We start from the raw sequence: 17,737 nt of genomic DNA, 5'->3' as shown, positions 1-17,737 counted from the left end.
CCTCACGATACCTGCGCAGGTCAGCCGGGTTGCACCTGGACGTCGGAGGCCTTCACGTAGACGACGCGGTGGTTGTAGGAGAGCTGCAAGTACGTCGCCGCGCCGGTGACGAGGGTGTGGTTGGCCGGCACCCCCGCCGGGTCGAACCGCGCGTAATAGTTTTCCTCCCGGAACTGACCGGTGACGACGTAGCTCTGGCCCGCGGGTAGCGTCCAGGGGATGGCGCCGACCGCCCAGATCGGGTCGAACGGGATCTCGGCCGGGTACTCGGACTGCTCGGGGAAGGCGCGCCCGTACAGCGGCGCCGAGGAAGGTGCGGTCACCCGCTGGGCGTGTGCCGGGACGGTCACCTTGTGGCTGGGGTTCTCAAACCACGCCTTCTGGCCGCCGTACCAGATCGCCGTCCAGTCGCCTTCCTCACCGGCGAGTGCGTACGAACGGCCCGCGACCGCCTTGTCGCTCCAGTCGTCGATCGCGGTCGTGCCCGCCGAGCCGTCCGGGTGCACGACGGGGTCGGTGATCAGCGGGGACGCGGCGTCCGGCGCCGTGTGCAGGGGGACGAAGTTCGCGCCGTGCGCGGGCAGGGGCGTGCAGGTCCCCGCGGTGCAGGTGGTCATCGGCGGCTGGTTCGTCGCGTAGTCGGGGTTGATCGTGACGACCTGGCTGTCCGCGGAGCCCGTCGCCTGGATCGGGGCGCCGAGCAGGTCCATGTAGTGCGCCCAGTCCCAGTACGGGCCCGGATCCCAGTGCGCGGCCGCGAAGTTCTTCGTCCGCTCCCGCGAGATGTCCTCGTGGCCGAGGATGTGCTCGCGGTCGAGCGGGATGTGGTACTTCGCCGCGAGGAACTTCACCAGGTCCGCGGACGCGCGGTACATCTGCTCGGTGTACCAGGTGCCGCCCTCGGCGGCGATGCCCTCGTGCTCGATGCCGATCGAGTGCTCGTTCATCGTCCAGTTGCCGGCGTGCCAGGCGACGTCCTTGGTCGGCACCATCTGCGTGACCTGGCCGTCGGAGGAGCGGATCACGTAGTGCGCGCTGGCGCCGCTCGACGGCTTCTGGAACGTGGCGATGGCCTGGTCGTACGGGCTCACGCCGCTGCCGGGCACGCTCTCGGTGTCGTGGACGACGATGTACTGGATCTTCTGGCCGTCATCGGGCCGGTTCGCGGGGTCGTAGTTGCCGTAGTTGTTGGGGTCGCCGTGGTCCTCGCTCGACCAGTCGTAGGCGGCGGGCACGAACCGGCAGCCGAGGTTCGCCGGGCACTCCGGCGCTTCCTGCGCGCGGGCCGTGACAGGGACGGCGGCCGTGATCACCAGCGCGAACACCGCGGCGGTCAGGCTTTTGACGGTGAAGGTCACACACCATCTTCCCGGACCGTGCCACGGATCAACAAGCCGGTCTTCTCGCCCGGTTCGAGCGTCGTCAGGGGGCCGAGGATCTCCAGCTCGACGATCCGCGCCGGCGGGTCCAGGTCGCCGAGCGAGGCCAGCGGTTCCGGAAGCGGGTGCTCCAGCCAGATCTCCAGCGGCGAGCCCTGGTCGGGGTACGCACCCCCCGGGTCGACAAGAAACGACAGGGTCAACGCGCCGTACGTCACCCAGCCCGCGGTGCCCGGCACCCCCAGCTTGCCGACGACGTCCTGCGCCGGCACGACCAGCCGGTCACCGTCCACTGTGTACTCCGGCGTGCCGGTGCCCGTGACCAGCGCGACGACGTCCGGCCGCCGGAGGCCCGCCGTGATCGTCCCGCCGCCGGGGAGCTGGGTCACGTTCCACAGGGCCCACCGCACCTGCCGTGACGAGGTGTTCTCAGCGGACAGCCGCAGCTCGTAGCCGTCCTCGAGGATCGTGATCGCGCGCGTGAAGCGGAGCCCCGTGCGGGGGTCGGGGGCGCTGGTCATGGTCACCGTGTCGCCGTCGGTCGCCGCGGAGTACGGCCCGGAGTCGAGCACCGGGTCCGGCGGTCCCGGCCACTCGTGGGGGCCCGACCAGCCCTGCGGTGCCGGCCACGTCTTGTCGCCGCCGTAGTTGACCCAGTCGCCCATCCGGCCGGAGTTCGGCGCGTACTCGCCGCGCAGGTCGTCGTCCAGCAGATCGGCGTTGCGCCACAACAGCTCGACGCCGCGGTGGCGCACCGACAGCAGCCGGCCGCCCAGCTCGGGCACCAGGCCCAGCCGCAGGTCGCCGCGTTCGAGCCAGGTCACCATTCGGCGAGGCCCCCGTCGTCGTGGCGCCACACCGGTGACCGCCACGTGTGCCCGACCTCGTCGGCGCGGCGGACGGCTTCTTCGTCGACCTCGATGCCGAGGCCGGGGCCGAGCGGACGGGCCGCGTAGCCGTCGCGGAACGCGAAGATCGACGGATCCACGAGGTACTGCTGCTCCCGGCCCTCGTGGTAGTGCATGCCGACGCTCTGCTCCTGGATCAGGAAGTTCGGCGTCGCGAACGCGACCTGCAGCGACGCGGCCAGCGAGATCGGCCCGAGCGGGCAGTGCGGCGCCAGCGACGCGCCGTACATCTCGGCCAGCGCGCCGATCCGGCGCAGCTCGGAGATGCCGCCGGCGTGCGACGGGTCCGGCTGGACCACCGCGACGCCGGCGTCGAGCACCGGCTTGAACTCCCAGCGCGAGTAGAGCCGCTCGCCGACCGCGATCGGCACGGTGGACGCCTCGACGACCGAGCGCAGCGCGCCGCCCTGCGTCTCCGGCAGCACGGGTTCCTCGACGAACATCGGCTGGACGTCTTCCAGGAGCTTGACCAGCCGGCGCGCCATCGCGGGCGAGACGCGGCCGTGGAAGTCGATCGCGAGGTCGCGGTGCGGGCCGAGCACCTCGCGCGCCTCCCACGCGCGCGCCACCGCCGCGTCGGCCTCGGCGGGGGACGCGATCGCGGCCAGCGGGCCGGCGACGTTCATCTTCACCGCCGTGAACCCGGCCTCGACCTGGGCGGAAACGGCTTCGCGGATGCCGGACGGCCGGTCGCCGCCGACCCAGCTGTAGACCCGGACGCGGTCGCGGACCGGGCCGCCGAGCAGCTCGTGCACCGGGGCGTCGCGGACCTTGCCGGCGATGTCCCACAGCGCGTGGTCGAACCCGGCGAGCGCGCTGGAGAGCACCGGGCCGCCGCGGTAGAAGCCGCCGCGGCGCAGCACCTGCCAGTGGTCCTCGATGCGCAGCGGGTCCTGCCCGATCAGCAGTTCGGACAGCTCGTGCACGGCCGCGCGGACGGTCTCCGCGCGACCCTCGACCACGGGCTCACCCCAGCCGCTGACCCCCTCGTCGGTGCTGACCTTGAGGAACAGCCAGCGTGGCGCGACCAGAAACGTTTCAATGCCGGTGATCTTCACCCGTGTCCCCCATCTACGCGGAATCCTTGGCGGCGGACCAGCCACCGTCGACGGTCAGCTCGGCCCCGGTGACGAACGACGCGGCGTCCGAGAGCAGGAACGCGATCACGTTCGCCACCTCCGCGGGGTCGCCGAGGCGCCCCGCCGGCGTCGCGCGGGCGCTGCGTTCGCGGTCCTCCGGCGAGATGCCGTTCCAGGCCTCGGTGAGCACCGGCCCCGGCAGCACGGAGTTGACCCGCACGCCGGGGGCGTATTCGACGGCCAGCTGCCGGGCCAGCGCGACCAGCGCGCCCTTGCTCGCGGCGTACGCGGGGTGTCCCGGCAGGCCGAAGTGCGCGTGCACCGAGGAAACCAGCACGATCGCGCCGCCGCGGGCCCGCAGCGACGGCAGGCAGGCCCGCACCGCCAGGTACGTGCCGGTCAGGTTGACGTCGAGCTGGCGTTCCCACTCGGCGCGGTCGATCTCGTGCAGTGGCCCGGTGCTGGGCACGTAGGCGTTGCTGACCAGGGCGTCCACCTCGCCGATGTCCGCCCAGGTCGCTTCGTCGCCGACCGAGCCCCGGATCGGGACGACGCCGTCGGGGAGTTCGGCGATGTCCACGCCCAGCACGCGGTAGCCGTCGTCGAGCAGCCGCCGGGCCGTGGCCAGCCCGATCCCGGACGCCGCTCCGGTCACCACCGCGGTACGCGTGGACATCGCCTTCTCCCGTCCTGGAACTTCTCCACCCATGCCCCCGCCGCCACCCTCAACGGAGGCGCTACGCGCCCATCTTCATTACGTGCACATGGTCGTCCGGCCCGCGGGCGGCGAACCACAGCGACGCGCCGTCCGACGCCGCCCCGAGAGTGCCCACGATGCTCCCGCTCGGGTACTCCGGCCGTTTGAACCAGCCCGCCCAGGAGCCGGACCAGTCGTTGGCCCACAGGCTGTAGTCGCCGGCGGACGCGGTGAGCGCGACCTTCGCGCCGACCGCGACCAGCGTCGGGCTGCTGCTGACCGTGCCGCCGATGGACGTCCAGTCCGACCAGCCGGCACCGGTCTTCGTGCGAGCCCAGACGCTGTCGTCCGCGGTCCGGACGGCGACAACCGTGCCGCTCGTCGACGTCGCCGCGCCGGGACGGCCGTAGATCGGCTTGCCTCCGGGCGCACCCAGGCCGGACCACTGGCCGTCGCTGGTCCGCTGCCAGACCTGGCCGTCGGCACCGCGGGCGAAGAGCGTGCCGTCGCTCGTCACGGACGGCGAGTCGGTGAGCACGCCACCGAGCCGCTTCCAGTCGCCCCAGCTCTTCCGGGTGTAACTGCGCTGGTAGACGGCGTTGTCGAGGCCGCGGACGTAGACGTCTACGCCGGTCGGCGTGGCGACCGCGGCGGGCTGGCCGAGGAACTTGCCGCCGACCTGGCGCGGGCTGTCGAGCCCGCTCTGCTGGAGCGCGCCCGCGGCGTCGCGGAAGAACGTCACGGTCCGGCCGCCGGTGCGGACCACGGCGGGGCTGGCCGAAGCCGGGCCGCCGACGTCGGTGCCGGGGACGAGGTCGGTGCCGTGCAGGCGCAGGAACGCGGTGCCGTGCGCGGGCACGGTGACGGTGTACGAGCCGGTCGCGCTGCCGCGGTCGGCGCGGGCGCGGAGGTCGCGGACGGACACCCGCCCGCTCAGGCCCGCGTCGGCGAAGTTCAGCGTCATCCGCGTCGGCGTCTCACCGCGGTTGAGCAGCACGACCGCGCGGTCACCGCGCTGGGACAGCACCTTGCTGTAGGTGTCGGTGGTGCCGGCCGTCGCGACGCGGACGCCCTGGGTGCCGAGGCGGTCCTGGTTGACGCCGACGATTTCCGGGTTCGTCAGCGTCTTCAGCATCGACGCGGGCAGCGTGCGCGGGTCGGAGCCGAGGATCAGCGGGGAGGCCATCTCCGCCCACATGACGAACTGGGTGGTCGACTCCTCCTCGTTCAGCTCGTAGGTGCCCTGCTCGGTCTTGCGCATCGGGATGAGGTAGTCGGGGTCGTTGTAGTGGCCCGGCCCGTTCGCCTCGGGGTGCGCGGCGTTGGCGTCCATGTTGCGCAGGACGTCCTTCCAGATGCCCTCGTACGGCGTGCCGAACGCGATGTCCGTGCTGGTGCGCCACGAGTCGGCGACGAGCGGGCCGTAGGTGTAGGCGATGCCGGCGACCTGGTCGGGCCCGTGCGGGACGCCCCACTCGTCGGTGACCGGGTTGCAGATGTTGAGCACCATCGGGCGGCCCGCCTTGGCGAGCGCCTGGCTGAACTGCGTGAACGCCTCGGCGGGTTTGAGGTTCTGGGCGATGCCGCAGAGGAAGTCGACCTTGACGGCGTCGAACTTCCAGCTCGCGAACCGCTTGGTGTCCTGCTCGTAGTAGCCGCCGGAGCCGGCCGCGCAGTTCTTGCCGTCGGAGGCGCCCGCGTCGGTGTAGATGCCGGCCTTGAGCCCCCGGTCGTGCAGGTAGGTGACCAAAGTGGACAGTCCACCCGGGAACTTCGCCGGGTCCTCGTGGAGGTTGCCCTGCGCGTCACGCGGGTCCGGGGCGGTCCAGCCGCCGTCGATCCAGACGTAGCGGTAGCCGGCGTCGCGCAGGCCGCTGGAGACGAGGAAGTCCGCGACGGACTTCACCGACGCCTCGCTGGGCGCACCCAGGCCGTAGTAGGTGTTCCAGCCCATGTACGGGGTCTTCGCGACCCCGCTGTCGTAGTAGTCGGGAGCGCCTTGGTCGACGGCCGCTTGGGCGGGGGCCACCGAGAACGCCGCCGCCGCCGCGGCCACCACCGCCAGGGATCTCTTGAGGAGCATGTTGCCGGACACCCTTCTCCAGTGAAACAGCGTCGAGCGAGCCGGGAGCAGCATGCCGGGGCGTCTCGGCTGCCGTCAAGAATAAATCCTAAATTAAGATTTCAACCGCTATGCTGTCCCGGATGAACACCGAAGTCGTCACTCTCGGCGAGGCGATGCGGCTGCTGCTCGCCGAACCCGGGGTCGCCCTGCGGCGCGCCCACACGTTCACTTCGTCCGTCGCCGGCGCCGAGACGAACGTCGCGGTCGGCCTGGCCCGGCTCGGACACCGCGTCCGCTGGCTGAGCCGCGTCGGCGACGACCCGTCCGGGGCCGCGATCCTCTCGGCATTGCGCGCGGACGACGTCGACGTCTCGCGCGTCGAAGTCGATCCGGACGGCTTCACCGGCTTCCTGATCCGGGACACCGAGACGGTCGAGTACCACCGAAGCGGCTCCGCGGCTTCACGGCTCTCCGCCGCGTACGTGCGCTCCGCAGGCCTCGACGGCGCAAGGCTCGTCCACGTCTCCGGCATTACGGCGATGCTGTCGTCCGACGCACGCGAAGCCGTCGAAGCGCTCTTCGCGCTCGCACGTACTTCAGGTGCTTCGGTGTCCTTCGATCCCAACATCCGGCACAAGCTGGGCAGTCCGGAGCGCTGGCGCCACACCGTCGGACCGCTGCTGACCAGAGCGGATCTGGTCTTCGCCGGCGAGGACGAGCTCGAGCTGCTCGGCCAGACCCCCGAGCGGCTGCTCGCGGGCGGGGCGCACACGGTGGTCGTCAAGCAGCGGAACAAGATCGCGCGCGCCGTCACCGCGGACGGCTCCTGGTGGCAGCCGAGCCTGGTCACCCGGGTCGTCGACCCGGTCGGGGCGGGTGACGCGCTGACGTCCGGGTACCTGTCGGCGTGGCTGCGGGGCGCTTCGCCGGACGAAGCCCTGCGCGCCGGCGCCGCCAGCGCGGCACTGGTCGTCGGCACGCGGACCGACCTGGAAGGCCTGCCCGGCCGGGGTGAGCTGGTCAAGGCACTGATCGCCACGGAGGTGGACCGATGAGCTATCGCTGGGAGATCACGGCGGACGCGCTGCGCCAGGGCGTCGTCGGAATCGTGCGCACGCGCGACGCGGAGTCGGCGGTTTCGGCGGCACGCGCGGCTTTGGAAGCCGGGCTGCGCTCGATCGAGCTCCCGCTGACCAACCCGGGCGCGCTCGACGCGATCTCCGGGCTCACCGCGGCCTACCCGGACGCCACGATCGGCGCCGGCACGGTGCTCGACGAGACGTCGGCGGTGCTGGCGATCCGCGCGGGCGCGCGGTTCCTGGTGTCGCCGTCGGTCGACGCGGCGGTGATCCGGACCGCTCACCGGTACGGCGCGGCGGCTTTCCCGGGCGCCGGTTCGGTGACCGAGATCGTGCGGGCGCTGGAGGAAGGCGCCGACGCGGTGAAGGTGTTCCCGGCGTCCGCGCTGGGCCCGTCGTGGGTGCGGGACGTGCGGGCCGCGCTGCCGCAGGCGCCCCTGGTACCCACCGGCGGCATCGCGCCGGAAGACGTGCCAGGCTGGCTGTCGGCGGGCGCGGTGGCCTGCGGGGTCGGCTCGGCGCTGACCCGCGGCAGCACCGCGGAGATCTCCGCCCGGGTCGAGACGTTGTTGAGGAGCGCGCATGGCTGAGCTGGTCTTCGTCGGGTGCTACACGGGCGACGCCGGGAACGGCACGGGGATCACGACGTTCTCCCGGTCCGCGACGGGCGAGCTGACGGAGGTCGCGACCCTGCCGATGACTTCGCCGTCGTGGCTGACGCAGCACCCGTCGTTGCCCGTGCTCTACGCGGCGAACGAGACCGCTTCCGGAGCCGTGACGGCGTTGGCGATTTCCCCGTCCGGCGCGCTGTCGGTGCTCGGGACGGCGGAGACGGGCGGCGCGCACCCGTGTCACCTGGCGGTGACACCGGACGGCCGGTTCCTGCTGTGCGCCAACTACACCGGCGGCAGCCTGGCGGTGTTCTCGCTCTTGCCGTCGGGCGAGCTCGGCCCCCGGACGGCGCTGGTCCAGCACACGGGCAGCGGCCCCGACGCCGACCGCCAGGAGGCGGCGCACGTCCACATGGCGGTCCCCGGTCCGTCGATCGTGAGCGCGGTCGACCTGGGCACGGACGAGATCCGCAGCTACACGCTGTCTTCGTCGGGTTCTTTGGAGCTGCTGGCGGTCTCTCCGATGCCGCCGGGCACCGGGCCGCGCCAGCTGGTGCGGCGGCCGGGTACGGACCTGGCGTACGTCGTCGGCGAGCTGGCCGGGACCGTGGTGACGGTCCGGGAGACATCGCCGGGCGCGTTTTCGGTGGTGTCGGTCGCCGCGTCGACGCTGAAGGAGCCTTCGGTCCCGAACCTGGTCGCCCATCTGGAACTGACCGGCTCGCGCATGTACGTGTCGAACCGCGGCCCGGACTGCGTCACGGAGTTCGCGCTGGACGACGTGGCCGCGGTGGCGGACCAGCCGTGTGGCGCCAACCCGCGGCACTTCGCGCTGGTGGACGGGACGTGTTACGTCGCGGCGCAGTCGGAGGACGCCGTCACGGCGTTCACGCTGACCGCGTCGGGCGATGCGGAGCTGCGGTACTACCCGACCGGGTCGCCGACGTTCGTGCTGCCGGTTTCACTGCCCTGAGCGACGCAGGACGACGACGTCCGCGTCGTGGTCCGCCGTCCAGGCGAAGGGGAGGCCCGCGTACTTCAGGTGCGCACCGGAGTACCGGGTCCCCTCTTCGTCCACATAGGACGATTCCGGGTGCACGTCGAGCCGGACGCGGGAAGAGCGGCCCGGAACCAGCGGTGCCCCCGTCAGCGGGCCCGTGCTCCACGCCAGCACGACGACCGTGTCGCCGTCCTCCGCGGTGTACTGCGTCGCCGCCGTGGGGGACGTCGGACCGGCGAGGACCCGGGCCACCCCGTGGTGGATCACCGGCCGGATCTCCTTGTACAGCGCAACCAGCGAGGCGGCCTCCTCCAGCTGTGACGGCGTCCACTTCGACAGGTCCGCGCCGATGCCCAGCACGCCCGCCATCGCCGTGACGAACCGGAAGCGCAGGGAACGCGGGCGCGGGTCGAAGACGCCCGGCGAGTCCGTCACCCACGAACTCATCAGGTGCGGTGCGTGCATCAGCAGGAAGCCGTCCTGGATCGCGAGGCGGTCCAGCGGGCCGGTGTTGTCGCTCGGCCAGACGACGTCCGTGCGCGCGACCGTCGCCAGGTCGGTCCGGCCGCCGCCCCCGGCGCAGGCCTCCACCGTCACGTGGGGGTGCGCGGCACGCAGGTGGTCCAGCACCGACAGGTACCCGGCGACGTGCTCGGCGTCCAGATCGGCGAAGGGGGCACCCGGGCGGCCGCGTTCCGTCGGCGGCCGGTTCATGTCCCACTTCAGGTACGAGATCGGATAGCGGGAAAGCAGCGAGTCCAGAGTGGACTTGACGAAGTCGACGACCTCGGGAAGACCCAGGTCCAGCAGCAGCTGGTTCCGGATCAACGTCAACGGGCGGCCGTCGATCCGGTACACCCAGTCCGGATGGGTCGCGTACAGCTCCGACTTCGGGCTGACCGCCTCCGGCTCGACCCACAGCCCGAACTCCAGGCCCAGCTCGCGCACCGAGCCGACGAACGCGCCGAACCCACCCTCGAACGACTCCGACGGGGTCCAGTCGCCGAGGCCGCCGGTGTCGTCGTCGCGGCCGGTGAACCAGCCGTCGTCCACCACGAACAGCTCCACGCCGAGGTCGGCCGCGCGCTTCGCCAGCTCCAGCTGCCGAGCCCCGTCGACGTCGAACCCGGTCGCTTCCCACGAGTTGTAGAGCACCGGACGCGGACGTCGCCAGCGCGAGCCGGCCAGCATCCGGTCGTGGTCGTGCCACACAGCCGCCAGACCGGACAGACCGTCCACACTGGACGCCAAGGCAACCGGAGGCGTCACCAGGGAGGCCCCGGGTTCGAGCCGCACCGGCCCCGGCGACGGCAGCCGCCCGGCCCGGACGCGGGTCAGGCCCGACGGCTCGGTGTCCGCCTCGATCGACCAAGAGCCCGGCCATGCCAGGGAAACCCCGAAGGCGGGCCCGCCCGAGGCGTCCTGCACCGCCAGCCACGGCACGTGCGCGTGCCCCGGCACGCCGAACCGGCTCTCCATCCGGAACCCGCCCGCGGGCAGCGCGAGCGACCGGCGCGTGAACTCCTGTGACCACTGCCCGGTCAGGTAGGTCAGCCGGGCGCCGGACACCGTAGGGACGCAGACCCCCGCCGAGCCGAGCCGGTCGAACTCCAGCGGGGCCGGGCCCGTGTTCGTGAACTCGACCCAGCGGTCCAGGACGTCGGTCTCCGGCACCGGCCGGTAGCACAACACCGCGCGCAACCCGGTCACTTCATCCACGAAGGACAGGCGCAGCTCGGTACCGGACGAGACATCGCCGTCGAAGCGCCACCACGAGCCACCGCGGACCGCGACGTCGGCGCCGGAGAACGGGCGCAGCCCCAGCGGCGCGTACTCGACCGGCGCCGCGTCGGCGTCGGTGATGAAGTGCACCTCGCCCTCGTTCGCGAAGACCGACGGGCCGTCTTCGACGCCGTGCGGGCCCCACGCCACCAGCTCGAGCCAGCGGTGGCCGGGTTCCAGCGCCACGGTGTACGAAGTGGACGCCATGCGCACGGTCCACGTCACTTGATCGCCCCGATCGCGAGTCCGGAGATGAAGTGCTTCTGGAACCGCAGGAACACGGCCACGGTCGGCACGGCCGCGAGCACCGAGCCCGCCGCGATCACGTTCCAGTTCGACACGTACTGGCCCTGCAGGCCGAGCAGCGCCGGCGTCACCGGCATCACCGAGCCGGTGCGCAGCACGGTGATCGACCAGAGGAGGTCGTTGAACGTCCAGGTGAACGCCAGCGCGCCGAGCGCGGCCAGCGCCGGGCGGGCCATCGGCAGGATGATCCGCCAGAAGATCTGGACCACGCCGGCGCCGTCGATCAGCGCGGCCTGCTGGATCTCGTCCGGGATGGACCGCATGAACCCCTGCAGCACGAACGTGTAGAAGCCGAGCCCGAACCCGACCTGCACGACGATCAGCGCCGTCAGCGTGTCGTAGATGCCGAGGAGCTCGGCCAGCTTCGCCACCGGCACCAGCAGGATCTGCGGCGGCAGCAGGTTGCCGGACAGCATCACCAGGATGATCGTGCGGCGGAACGGGAGCGCGTACCGGCTCAGCGCGAACGCCGCGGCCGAGCTCAGCAGCAGGGCGAGCAGCACCGTCGGGATGGTGACCAGCAGGCTGTTCAGCATCGCGTGCCCGCCGCCGCCCTCGCCCCACGCCTGCCCGAACCCGTCGAGCGTGAACGAGCCGGGCAGGGTGCCCAGCCCGTTCGACGCGATGTCCTCGAAGGACCGGACACTCGTCGTCAGCACGAGCAGGATCGGCAGCAGCCACAGCACCGAAAGCCCGCCCGCGAGCAGGTGGAACCCGAAGGTCCGCGTCCTCACTGGTCCTCCCGGAACGCGCGCACGAGGTAGGTCACGATGACGCCGAACGCCAGCACGAAGATGACGACGGCCAGCGCGGACGCGTAACCGAGCCGCAGCGACTGGAACGCCGTCGCGTACATGTACGTGCTGAGCAGCTCGGACGAGTGGTACGGCCCGCCCTTCGTCATCGACCACACGACGTCGAAGGAGCGCAGCGAGTCGATGATGATCACCGACAGGACCACGGAGTTGACGCTGCGCAGCTGCGGCCACGTCACGTTGCGGAACTGCTGCCACGCGGTCGCACCGTCCAGCTTGGCCGCTTCGTAGAGCGCCGGGTCGATGCCCTTGAGCCCGGCCAGGTACAGCACCATGACGTAGCCGACCTGCCGCCACAGCGCCGGCACGAGCACCGCGTACAGCGCGGTCTTCGGGTCGGCGAGCCAGGCGTGCTGCCAGCTACCGAGCCCGACCGCGCCGAGCACCTTGTTGAAAACACCGTCCGGCTGGTAGATCACCTGCCAGATCAGCGACGTCGCGACCAGCGAAAACACCACCGGCGTGAAAAGCGCGGCCCGGTAGAACCCGACGCCCTTTCGCTCGCGCTGCAGCAACGTCGCCAGCGCCAGCCCGCCGACGGCCGAGAGGCCGCCGAAGAGCACGAGCCAGACCACCGTGTCGAACGCCGCCGTCTTGAAGATGTCGTCCGAGAACATCTCGGCGAAGTTCCCCAGGCCGACGAACGTCGGCGCCGAGACGCCGTCCCAGTTCGTCAGCGCCAGGTAGAAGCCCTGCAGCGCGGGCCAGAACACCCAGAACCCCTCGACGACGAGGGGCACCAGGACGAAGGCCAGCAGCACGGGCGAGATCCGGCGGCGCCGGTTCGCGGGCCGTGCCGCTGCCTTCGGCTTTTCCGCGGTGAGCACCGCCATGTCAGGACTGCCAGACCTTCTGCGCGGCGGTCTGCCAGTCGCTCAGGATCGAGTCGAGCTCGTTCGGCTTCTGGATGAACCGGATCAGCGCGGCGTCGGCCGTCGGCTGCAGCGCGTCGGAGGAGTCGCGGTTGAAGAACTGCGTGATCTCCTTGGCGTCCGCGAGCATCTTCCGTCCCTTTTGGACCAGCGGGGTGCCGGAGTCCTTCGCGGAGGGGTTGGCCGGCAGCACCGTGCCGGAGGAGTTCTTGATGTAGAGCTCCTGCGCCTCGGCCGTCGCGACGTACTTGAACCACTCCTTGACCTCGGCGACGTGCGGTGTGCGGGCGCTCGCGAAGAAGCCGTCGGTCGGGCCCTCCTCGGCCACCGGCACCGCCGGGTCGAGGATCGGGAACTGGAAGAAGTCGAGGTCGTCGAGCGCGTCCTTCGGGGCGGCGTCGGCGAAGAACGTGCCGGTCAGGACCATGCCCGTGCGGCCCTGCAGCAGCACGGTTGTCGCGTCCTGGAACGCGATCGCGGTGCCGTTCGGGTCGAAGTACGGCAGGGCCTGGCGCCACGGGTCGAAGATCTTCTTGACGCGCGGGTCGTCGAAGCGCTGCTTGCCGGCGAGCAGCTCGCGGTGGAAGGGCGCGCCGTTGATCCGGATGTTCAGGTAGTCGAACCACGCGGACGCGGTCCACGGCGTGTTGCCGCCGGCGCCGAGCCCGATCGGCGCGATTCCCTTGCCCTTCAGCGTTTCGCAGAGCGCGAGGAACTCGGTCCAGTTCGTCGGCGGCTGCACGCCCCACTTCGCGAAGTTGGACTTCCGGTAGAAGAAGCCCCACCAGTAGTAGGACGTCGGGACGAAGACCTGGTGCCCGGCGCCGTCGCCGGAGAGCGCGCGGAAGGCCGCGCTGTAGTTGCCCATGGTCTGCCAGACGTCGCCGACGTCGAGCAGCAGGCCCTTGCGCGCGTAGCCTGACAGCAGCGAGCCGGGGTACCAGGTGAAGGTGTCGGGCGGGTTGGCCGCGGTGAGGTAGCTGGGCAGCTGCGTGCGGAAGGTCTCCGACGCCACCGTGTTCACGGTCGCCGTCGCGCCGCCCTTCTCGCCGAACGCCTTGGCGAGCGCCTCGATCGCCTTCTTCGCCTCGGGCGAGGACAGGTTCGACTGGACGGTGACCGCGCCGGCGGCCTGCTTGACCGGCCCCGACGAGGTGGCGGTGGCGCAGGCGGCGAGGAAGCTGCCCGAGCCGACGGCGCCCAGCCCGGCCAGGCTCGCGTTGCGCAGGAAACGACGGCGGGACAGGCCGGCACTCGTCATGTCGTGACCCCTTTGTCTCGGTGCACTGGTGCCCGCACGGGCTTGACTGCTGCCAAAGAGTGCAACCGGGCGACGCCGGTGTCAAGATGTATTCATAATTTATGACGACTTCGGTCGCAGCGTAGGATGACCCTCCGAGTCACACCTGCCAGCTGAGAGGCCCTCCTTTGACCGAACACCGGCCACGCGGGTTGCACGGCCAGACCGTGGAGGCACTGGCCAGCCGGATCCTCTCCGACGAGTGGGGCGAGGGCACCGTCCTCGACCTGCCCGCCCTGCGCGAAGAGCTCGACATCAGCCTGACCGCGCTGCGCGAGGCGCTGAAGGTGCTGGCAGCCAAGGGAATGATCGACGCGCGGCAGAAGCGCGGCACGTTCGTCCAGCCGCGCGAGGCGTGGAACATGCTCGACGCCGACGTCATGCGCTGGCAGACGGCGGCCGCCGACGACCCGGGGCTGCTCGACGAGCTCACCGAGGTCCGCGCGGTCGTCGAACCCGCCGCCGCCCGGATCGCCGCCGGGCGCGCGTCGGATGAGGACGTCGAGGGGCTGCGGGAAGCGCTGGCCGACATGGCCGCGGCCGGCGGCGACCCCGAGGCGAGCGTCCAGGCCGACCTCGCGTTCCACCGGCGGCTGATGGCCGCCACCCACAACAACTTCCTGATGCGGATGGAACGGATCATCGCGATCGGGCTGGCCGAGCGCGACAAGCTCGTCCACGCGGCGTCGTCGGCCGAGGACCCCGTCCCGAGCCACCGCAAGGTGTTCGACGCGATCGTCGCCGGCGATCCCGCGGCGGCGGAGCAGGCGATGTTCGCCCTGGTCACGAAGTCCCGCGACAACCTGGAGAAGGCTCAGCGCAAGTCGTGAGCGGCGGGCTCCAGCGCCGCCTGGAGCATCCGGGCCGCCGCCGCCCGCGGAGCCGGGTCGATCGCGATCAGGGCGTTGACGACCGCGCCGTCGACCAGCGCGACCAGCCGCTCCAGTTCGGCGTCGGTGACCGGCGTGCCCGAGCGGGCGAAGATCTCCGTCAGCAGCTCGTTGAGCTGGGCCGACAACGTCCGCATCAGCGGCCGCAGGTACGGACGGCGGCCCGTCGCGACCAGCCGCTCGTACCGCAGGAGCACGGCTTCGGCGTCGGCCTCCGGGTCACCGCTCTCCGGACCCAGCAGCATCTCCAGCACCAGGTCGACGGTCGCCTGCACGCCGCGGTTGCGGGTCGCGAGCTCCTCCAGCCGCCGCCGGCCCGTGTTCAGCTCGGCGTTCGAGTGGTGCTCGACGGCCGCCGTGACCAGGTCTTCCAGGGAGTCGAAGTAGTACGTCGTCGACGCGAGCGGCAGCCCGGCCCGCTCGGCCACCGCCCGGTGCCGGACGGCGTCGAACCCGCCCTCGACGAGCAGCTTCGCGGCGGCCTCGACAAGCGCGGCGCGCCGTCGTTCCCCCTTCGGGGTGGTCGCAGCGGTCATGGCCGGTCATTCTGCCAACCGGGCGGACCCGGGCTCAGAAGCGGGGCGCGAGATCGTGCGCGATCCCGTCGACCTCGCCCGCGTACGGCGCCACGCCGCCGCTGTCCGGCGCGGGCACGCTGACCAGCACCAGCACGCCACCGGACCCGGTGCCCACCTGGATCGTCACCGCGCCGGCCGGCTGGGACTTGAAGACGACCGGGATGCCCTTCGGGTACACCGCCGCGGCGACCTCGCCGCCCGGGACCGGGAACCCGGCGGACCGCGACGCCGTCGAACAGGCGCCGCCCGGGGAAGCCTGGGAAACGGCGAAGTGGCCGGGGAGCTCGCCAGCGAGGGCAATGGCGAGCTCCCCGTCCACCTGTTCGCACCCGGAGGCGCCTTCGGCCAGGTGGCCGGTCTTCCCGCCCCCGTCACCCCCCTGCTGGGGTGGCTGGGTCGAGAAGTTCGGTGACTCCCCACCGATTTCAGGACGTATCGGGACATCCCCCGGTTGCCCGGAGCCCGGAGCCGATTGCGCGGTCCCGGCGTCGTTCGCCGCGGTCAACGACCGGGAGGTACCCCCGGACAGCAGTCCGTATGCACCGAAGCCGACGACGACGAGCGCCACGGCGCTCACCCCGGCGGTGATCCGGTTGCGGAGCCGCACGGTCTGGCGGCGGGATTCGCGGACGACGTCGTCCTGGCTGAAGGTCGGCGACGGCGCGTCCCCGGGCGCGGCGGAGAACAACGAGCGCAGCTCCTGCTCATCCATTCGTCTCCACCTCCCGTTCCAGGACCTGTTTGAGGTTCGCCAGCCCGCGCGCGGTCTGGCTCTTCACGTTGCCTTCGCTGCAGCCCAGCACCTTCGCCGCACTGGTCACGTCGAGTCCTTCGAAGAACCGCACGACCAGCACCGCCCGCTGCTTCGGCGGCACTTCCTTCAACGCCGCGAGCAGGTCCTCCCTGGTCGCGACGAGCTCGTCGAGGCCGGGCGTGTCGTCGACCGGCTCCGGCAGCGTCTCGGTCTGCCATTCGCGCCGCCACGGACGCCGCGATTCGTCGATCGACGCCCGGACGAGCGTCTTGCGGACGTACGCGTCGGTCGCCGCGCGATCCCTGATCTTCTTCCACCTCCGGTGCAGCGCGACGAACGCCGTCTGCGCGAGGTCGTCCGCCCGGTGCCAGTCGCCGCAGAGCATGTACGCGGTCCGGCGCACGGCGTCCCGCCTGGCGGCGAAGTACTCCGCGAACTCCTCCTCGTCGCGCTGGTCCACGCGCAGTCGTGCTCCGCTCTGTTGTCGTTCGCCCGGGAGGACGGAATCAGGGGCGTCCACGGTTGCACGGACCGGGCAGGTTCGACCACTCCGGGCCTCATTGATCCCCGGGAGGTGGGTGTGATGTGATCGCTCTGTGACCTTCACGCTGCCGCCACTGGACTTCCGCTCCGACACCGTCACCCGTCCGGATGACACGATGCGAGCGGCGATGGCGTCCGCCGAGGTCGGCGACAACGTCCTCGAACGCGACCCGACGGTCCAGGAGCTGGAAGAACGCGCCGCGCACGTCCTGGGCATGCCGGCCGCGCTCTGGGTGCCGAGCGGGACCATGGCGAACCTCGTCGCGCTGAGCCTCCACCTGCAGCGCGGCGACCGGTTCCTCGCGACGCGCGGCGCCCACGTGCTGTCCAACGAGCTGGGCTCGGCGGCGTGGCTGGCCGGTGGGATGCCGGACATCCTGGAGCACGACGGCGGCCCGGGCCGCCCATCGCCCGACGCCCTCGCGGCCGCGATCGGGCAACCCGGGCCGTACTTCACATTACGGACATCGCTGCTCTGCCTCGAGAACACGCACAACGCAGCCGGCGGCGCGGTGACCCCGCCCGACGAGCACGCCCAGCTGCTGTCCGTCGCGAAGGAAGCCGGCCTGACCGTGCACCTCGACGGCGCCCGGCTCTGGCAGGCCGCGGTCGCGCTGGAAGTGCCGCCCGCCGCGCTGACCGTCGGCGTCGACAGCGTGTCGGCCTGCTTCAGCAAGGGCCTCGGCGCGCCGGTCGGCTCGGTCGTCGCGGGCAGCGCGGAGTTCGTCGAGCGGGCGCGCCGGATGCGGCAGATGCTCGGCGGCGGCGTCCGGCAGGGCGGCATCCTCGCCGCGGCCTGCCTGGTCGCGCTCGACCGCATCCCCGACCTGGCCGAGTCGCACGAGAACGCGCAGCGGCTGGCCGAGGGCCTGCGTGAGCACGGCTGGCCCACCAACTCACCCGACACCAACATCGTGCTCGCCGAGGTGCCCGACATCCCGACCGCGCTGGCCTGGCTCGACTCGCTGGGCATCCGCGCGGTGCCGATGGCGGGCAAGGTCCGGTTCGTGACGCACCGGGACCTCAGCGCGGCCGACGTCGAAGAAGCCTTGCGCCGGCTCAAGACCGGCGTCTGACCT

Annotated in this window: 17 protein-coding genes; 5 read left to right on the top strand and 12 right to left on the bottom strand. The window is 71.6% G+C overall.

Translation table 11 applies throughout. From position 1 onward, the window contains the following. Positions 1 to 20 precede the first annotated feature (20 nt). The 5 genes from ACH54P_RS30995 to ACH54P_RS30975 all read right to left on the bottom strand — a co-directional run bounded on the left by ACH54P_RS30995 (position 21) and on the right by ACH54P_RS30975 (position 6,146). Positions 21 to 1,358 carry an N-acetylmuramoyl-L-alanine amidase gene (locus tag ACH54P_RS30995; protein WP_489906859.1) on the bottom strand — a complete coding sequence of 446 codons (1,338 nt, stop codon included), beginning with the start codon at positions 1,356 to 1,358 and terminating at the stop codon, positions 21 to 23. Next, positions 1,355 to 2,206 (bottom strand): DUF4380 domain-containing protein, encoded by an 852-nt coding sequence (locus ACH54P_RS30990; RefSeq protein ID WP_489906858.1) that lies wholly within the window; start codon positions 2,204 to 2,206, stop codon positions 1,355 to 1,357. Before ACH54P_RS30990 ends, ACH54P_RS30995 begins: the two co-directional genes overlap by 4 nt. Next, positions 2,200 to 3,345, bottom strand: coding sequence for a galactonate dehydratase (gene dgoD, locus ACH54P_RS30985; protein ID WP_489906857.1), 1,146 nt, complete (start codon positions 3,343 to 3,345; stop codon positions 2,200 to 2,202). Before dgoD ends, ACH54P_RS30990 begins: the two co-directional genes overlap by 7 nt. A 13-nt stretch (positions 3,346 to 3,358) precedes the next feature. Further along, a complete protein-coding gene (locus tag ACH54P_RS30980) occupies positions 3,359 to 4,042 on the bottom strand; it encodes an SDR family NAD(P)-dependent oxidoreductase (protein ID WP_489906856.1) in 684 nt (227 codons plus the stop codon). Between the two features lie 61 nt (positions 4,043 to 4,103). Further along, positions 4,104 to 6,146, bottom strand: coding sequence for a DUF8189 domain-containing protein (locus tag ACH54P_RS30975; protein ID WP_489906855.1), 2,043 nt, complete (start codon positions 6,144 to 6,146; stop codon positions 4,104 to 4,106). A 122-nt stretch (positions 6,147 to 6,268) separates the two neighbouring features. Between ACH54P_RS30975 and ACH54P_RS30970 the strand changes: the two genes are divergently transcribed. The 3 genes from ACH54P_RS30970 to ACH54P_RS30960 are packed head-to-tail and all read left to right on the top strand — an operon-like array spanning position 6,269 to position 8,791. Then, a complete protein-coding gene (locus ACH54P_RS30970; protein ID WP_489906854.1) occupies positions 6,269 to 7,183 on the top strand; it encodes a sugar kinase in 915 nt (304 codons plus the stop codon). Next, the gene (locus ACH54P_RS30965; protein WP_489906853.1) at positions 7,180 to 7,797 is read left to right on the top strand and encodes a bifunctional 4-hydroxy-2-oxoglutarate aldolase/2-dehydro-3-deoxy-phosphogluconate aldolase; all 618 of its coding nucleotides are present in this window, start codon (positions 7,180 to 7,182) and stop codon (positions 7,795 to 7,797) included. The genes ACH54P_RS30970 and ACH54P_RS30965 overlap by 4 nt, the downstream gene beginning before the upstream one ends. Beyond that, the gene (locus ACH54P_RS30960; protein ID WP_489906852.1) at positions 7,790 to 8,791 is read left to right on the top strand and encodes a lactonase family protein; all 1,002 of its coding nucleotides are present in this window, start codon (positions 7,790 to 7,792) and stop codon (positions 8,789 to 8,791) included. Before ACH54P_RS30965 ends, ACH54P_RS30960 begins: the two co-directional genes overlap by 8 nt. On the opposite strand, the gene ACH54P_RS30955 is transcribed toward ACH54P_RS30960, so the two are convergent. Genes ACH54P_RS30955 through ACH54P_RS30940 form a run of 4 tightly spaced genes read right to left on the bottom strand, consistent with a single transcriptional unit; the run spans position 8,780 to position 13,854 of the window. Beyond that, entirely contained in the window at positions 8,780 to 10,825 is a 2,046-nt protein-coding gene (locus tag ACH54P_RS30955) for an alpha-galactosidase (RefSeq protein WP_489906851.1), read from the bottom strand. The genes ACH54P_RS30960 and ACH54P_RS30955 overlap by 12 nt on opposite strands. Then, the gene (locus tag ACH54P_RS30950) at positions 10,822 to 11,640 is read right to left on the bottom strand and encodes a carbohydrate ABC transporter permease (protein WP_489906850.1); all 819 of its coding nucleotides are present in this window, start codon (positions 11,638 to 11,640) and stop codon (positions 10,822 to 10,824) included. Before ACH54P_RS30950 ends, ACH54P_RS30955 begins: the two co-directional genes overlap by 4 nt. After that, positions 11,637 to 12,554, bottom strand: coding sequence for a carbohydrate ABC transporter permease (locus ACH54P_RS30945; RefSeq protein WP_489906849.1), 918 nt, complete (start codon positions 12,552 to 12,554; stop codon positions 11,637 to 11,639). The genes ACH54P_RS30950 and ACH54P_RS30945 overlap by 4 nt, the downstream gene beginning before the upstream one ends. Before the next feature lies 1 nt (position 12,555). Next, positions 12,556 to 13,854, bottom strand: coding sequence for an ABC transporter substrate-binding protein (locus tag ACH54P_RS30940; RefSeq protein ID WP_489906848.1), 1,299 nt, complete (start codon positions 13,852 to 13,854; stop codon positions 12,556 to 12,558). Between the two features lie 167 nt (positions 13,855 to 14,021). On the opposite strand from ACH54P_RS30940, the gene ACH54P_RS30935 reads away from it, so the two are divergent. Then, positions 14,022 to 14,723 (top strand): FadR/GntR family transcriptional regulator, encoded by a 702-nt coding sequence (locus ACH54P_RS30935; protein ID WP_489906847.1) that lies wholly within the window; start codon positions 14,022 to 14,024, stop codon positions 14,721 to 14,723. Here the strand turns inward: ACH54P_RS30935 and ACH54P_RS30930 are convergent. The 3 genes from ACH54P_RS30930 to ACH54P_RS30920 are packed head-to-tail and all read right to left on the bottom strand — an operon-like array spanning position 14,708 to position 16,575. Next, the gene (locus ACH54P_RS30930; RefSeq protein WP_489906846.1) at positions 14,708 to 15,319 is read right to left on the bottom strand and encodes a TetR/AcrR family transcriptional regulator; all 612 of its coding nucleotides are present in this window, start codon (positions 15,317 to 15,319) and stop codon (positions 14,708 to 14,710) included. The genes ACH54P_RS30935 and ACH54P_RS30930 overlap by 16 nt on opposite strands. 34 nt (positions 15,320 to 15,353) lie before the next feature. Next, positions 15,354 to 16,073 carry a hypothetical protein gene (locus ACH54P_RS30925; RefSeq protein WP_489906845.1) on the bottom strand — a complete coding sequence of 240 codons (720 nt, stop codon included), beginning with the start codon at positions 16,071 to 16,073 and terminating at the stop codon, positions 15,354 to 15,356. Then, on the bottom strand, positions 16,066 to 16,575 hold the full coding sequence (locus ACH54P_RS30920; RefSeq protein ID WP_489906844.1) for a SigE family RNA polymerase sigma factor: 510 nt from the start codon (positions 16,573 to 16,575) through the stop codon (positions 16,066 to 16,068). Before ACH54P_RS30920 ends, ACH54P_RS30925 begins: the two co-directional genes overlap by 8 nt. Before the next feature lie 136 nt (positions 16,576 to 16,711). Here ACH54P_RS30920 and ACH54P_RS30915 point away from each other — a divergent pair, with 136 nt between their 5' ends. Beyond that, positions 16,712 to 17,734 carry a threonine aldolase family protein gene (locus ACH54P_RS30915; protein ID WP_489906843.1) on the top strand — a complete coding sequence of 341 codons (1,023 nt, stop codon included), beginning with the start codon at positions 16,712 to 16,714 and terminating at the stop codon, positions 17,732 to 17,734. Positions 17,735 to 17,737 lie beyond the last annotated feature (3 nt).

The sequence above is a fragment of the Amycolatopsis sp. N2S4-7 genome (assembly GCF_058119595.1).
This window is presented reverse-complemented; position numbering and strand designations above follow the sequence as displayed.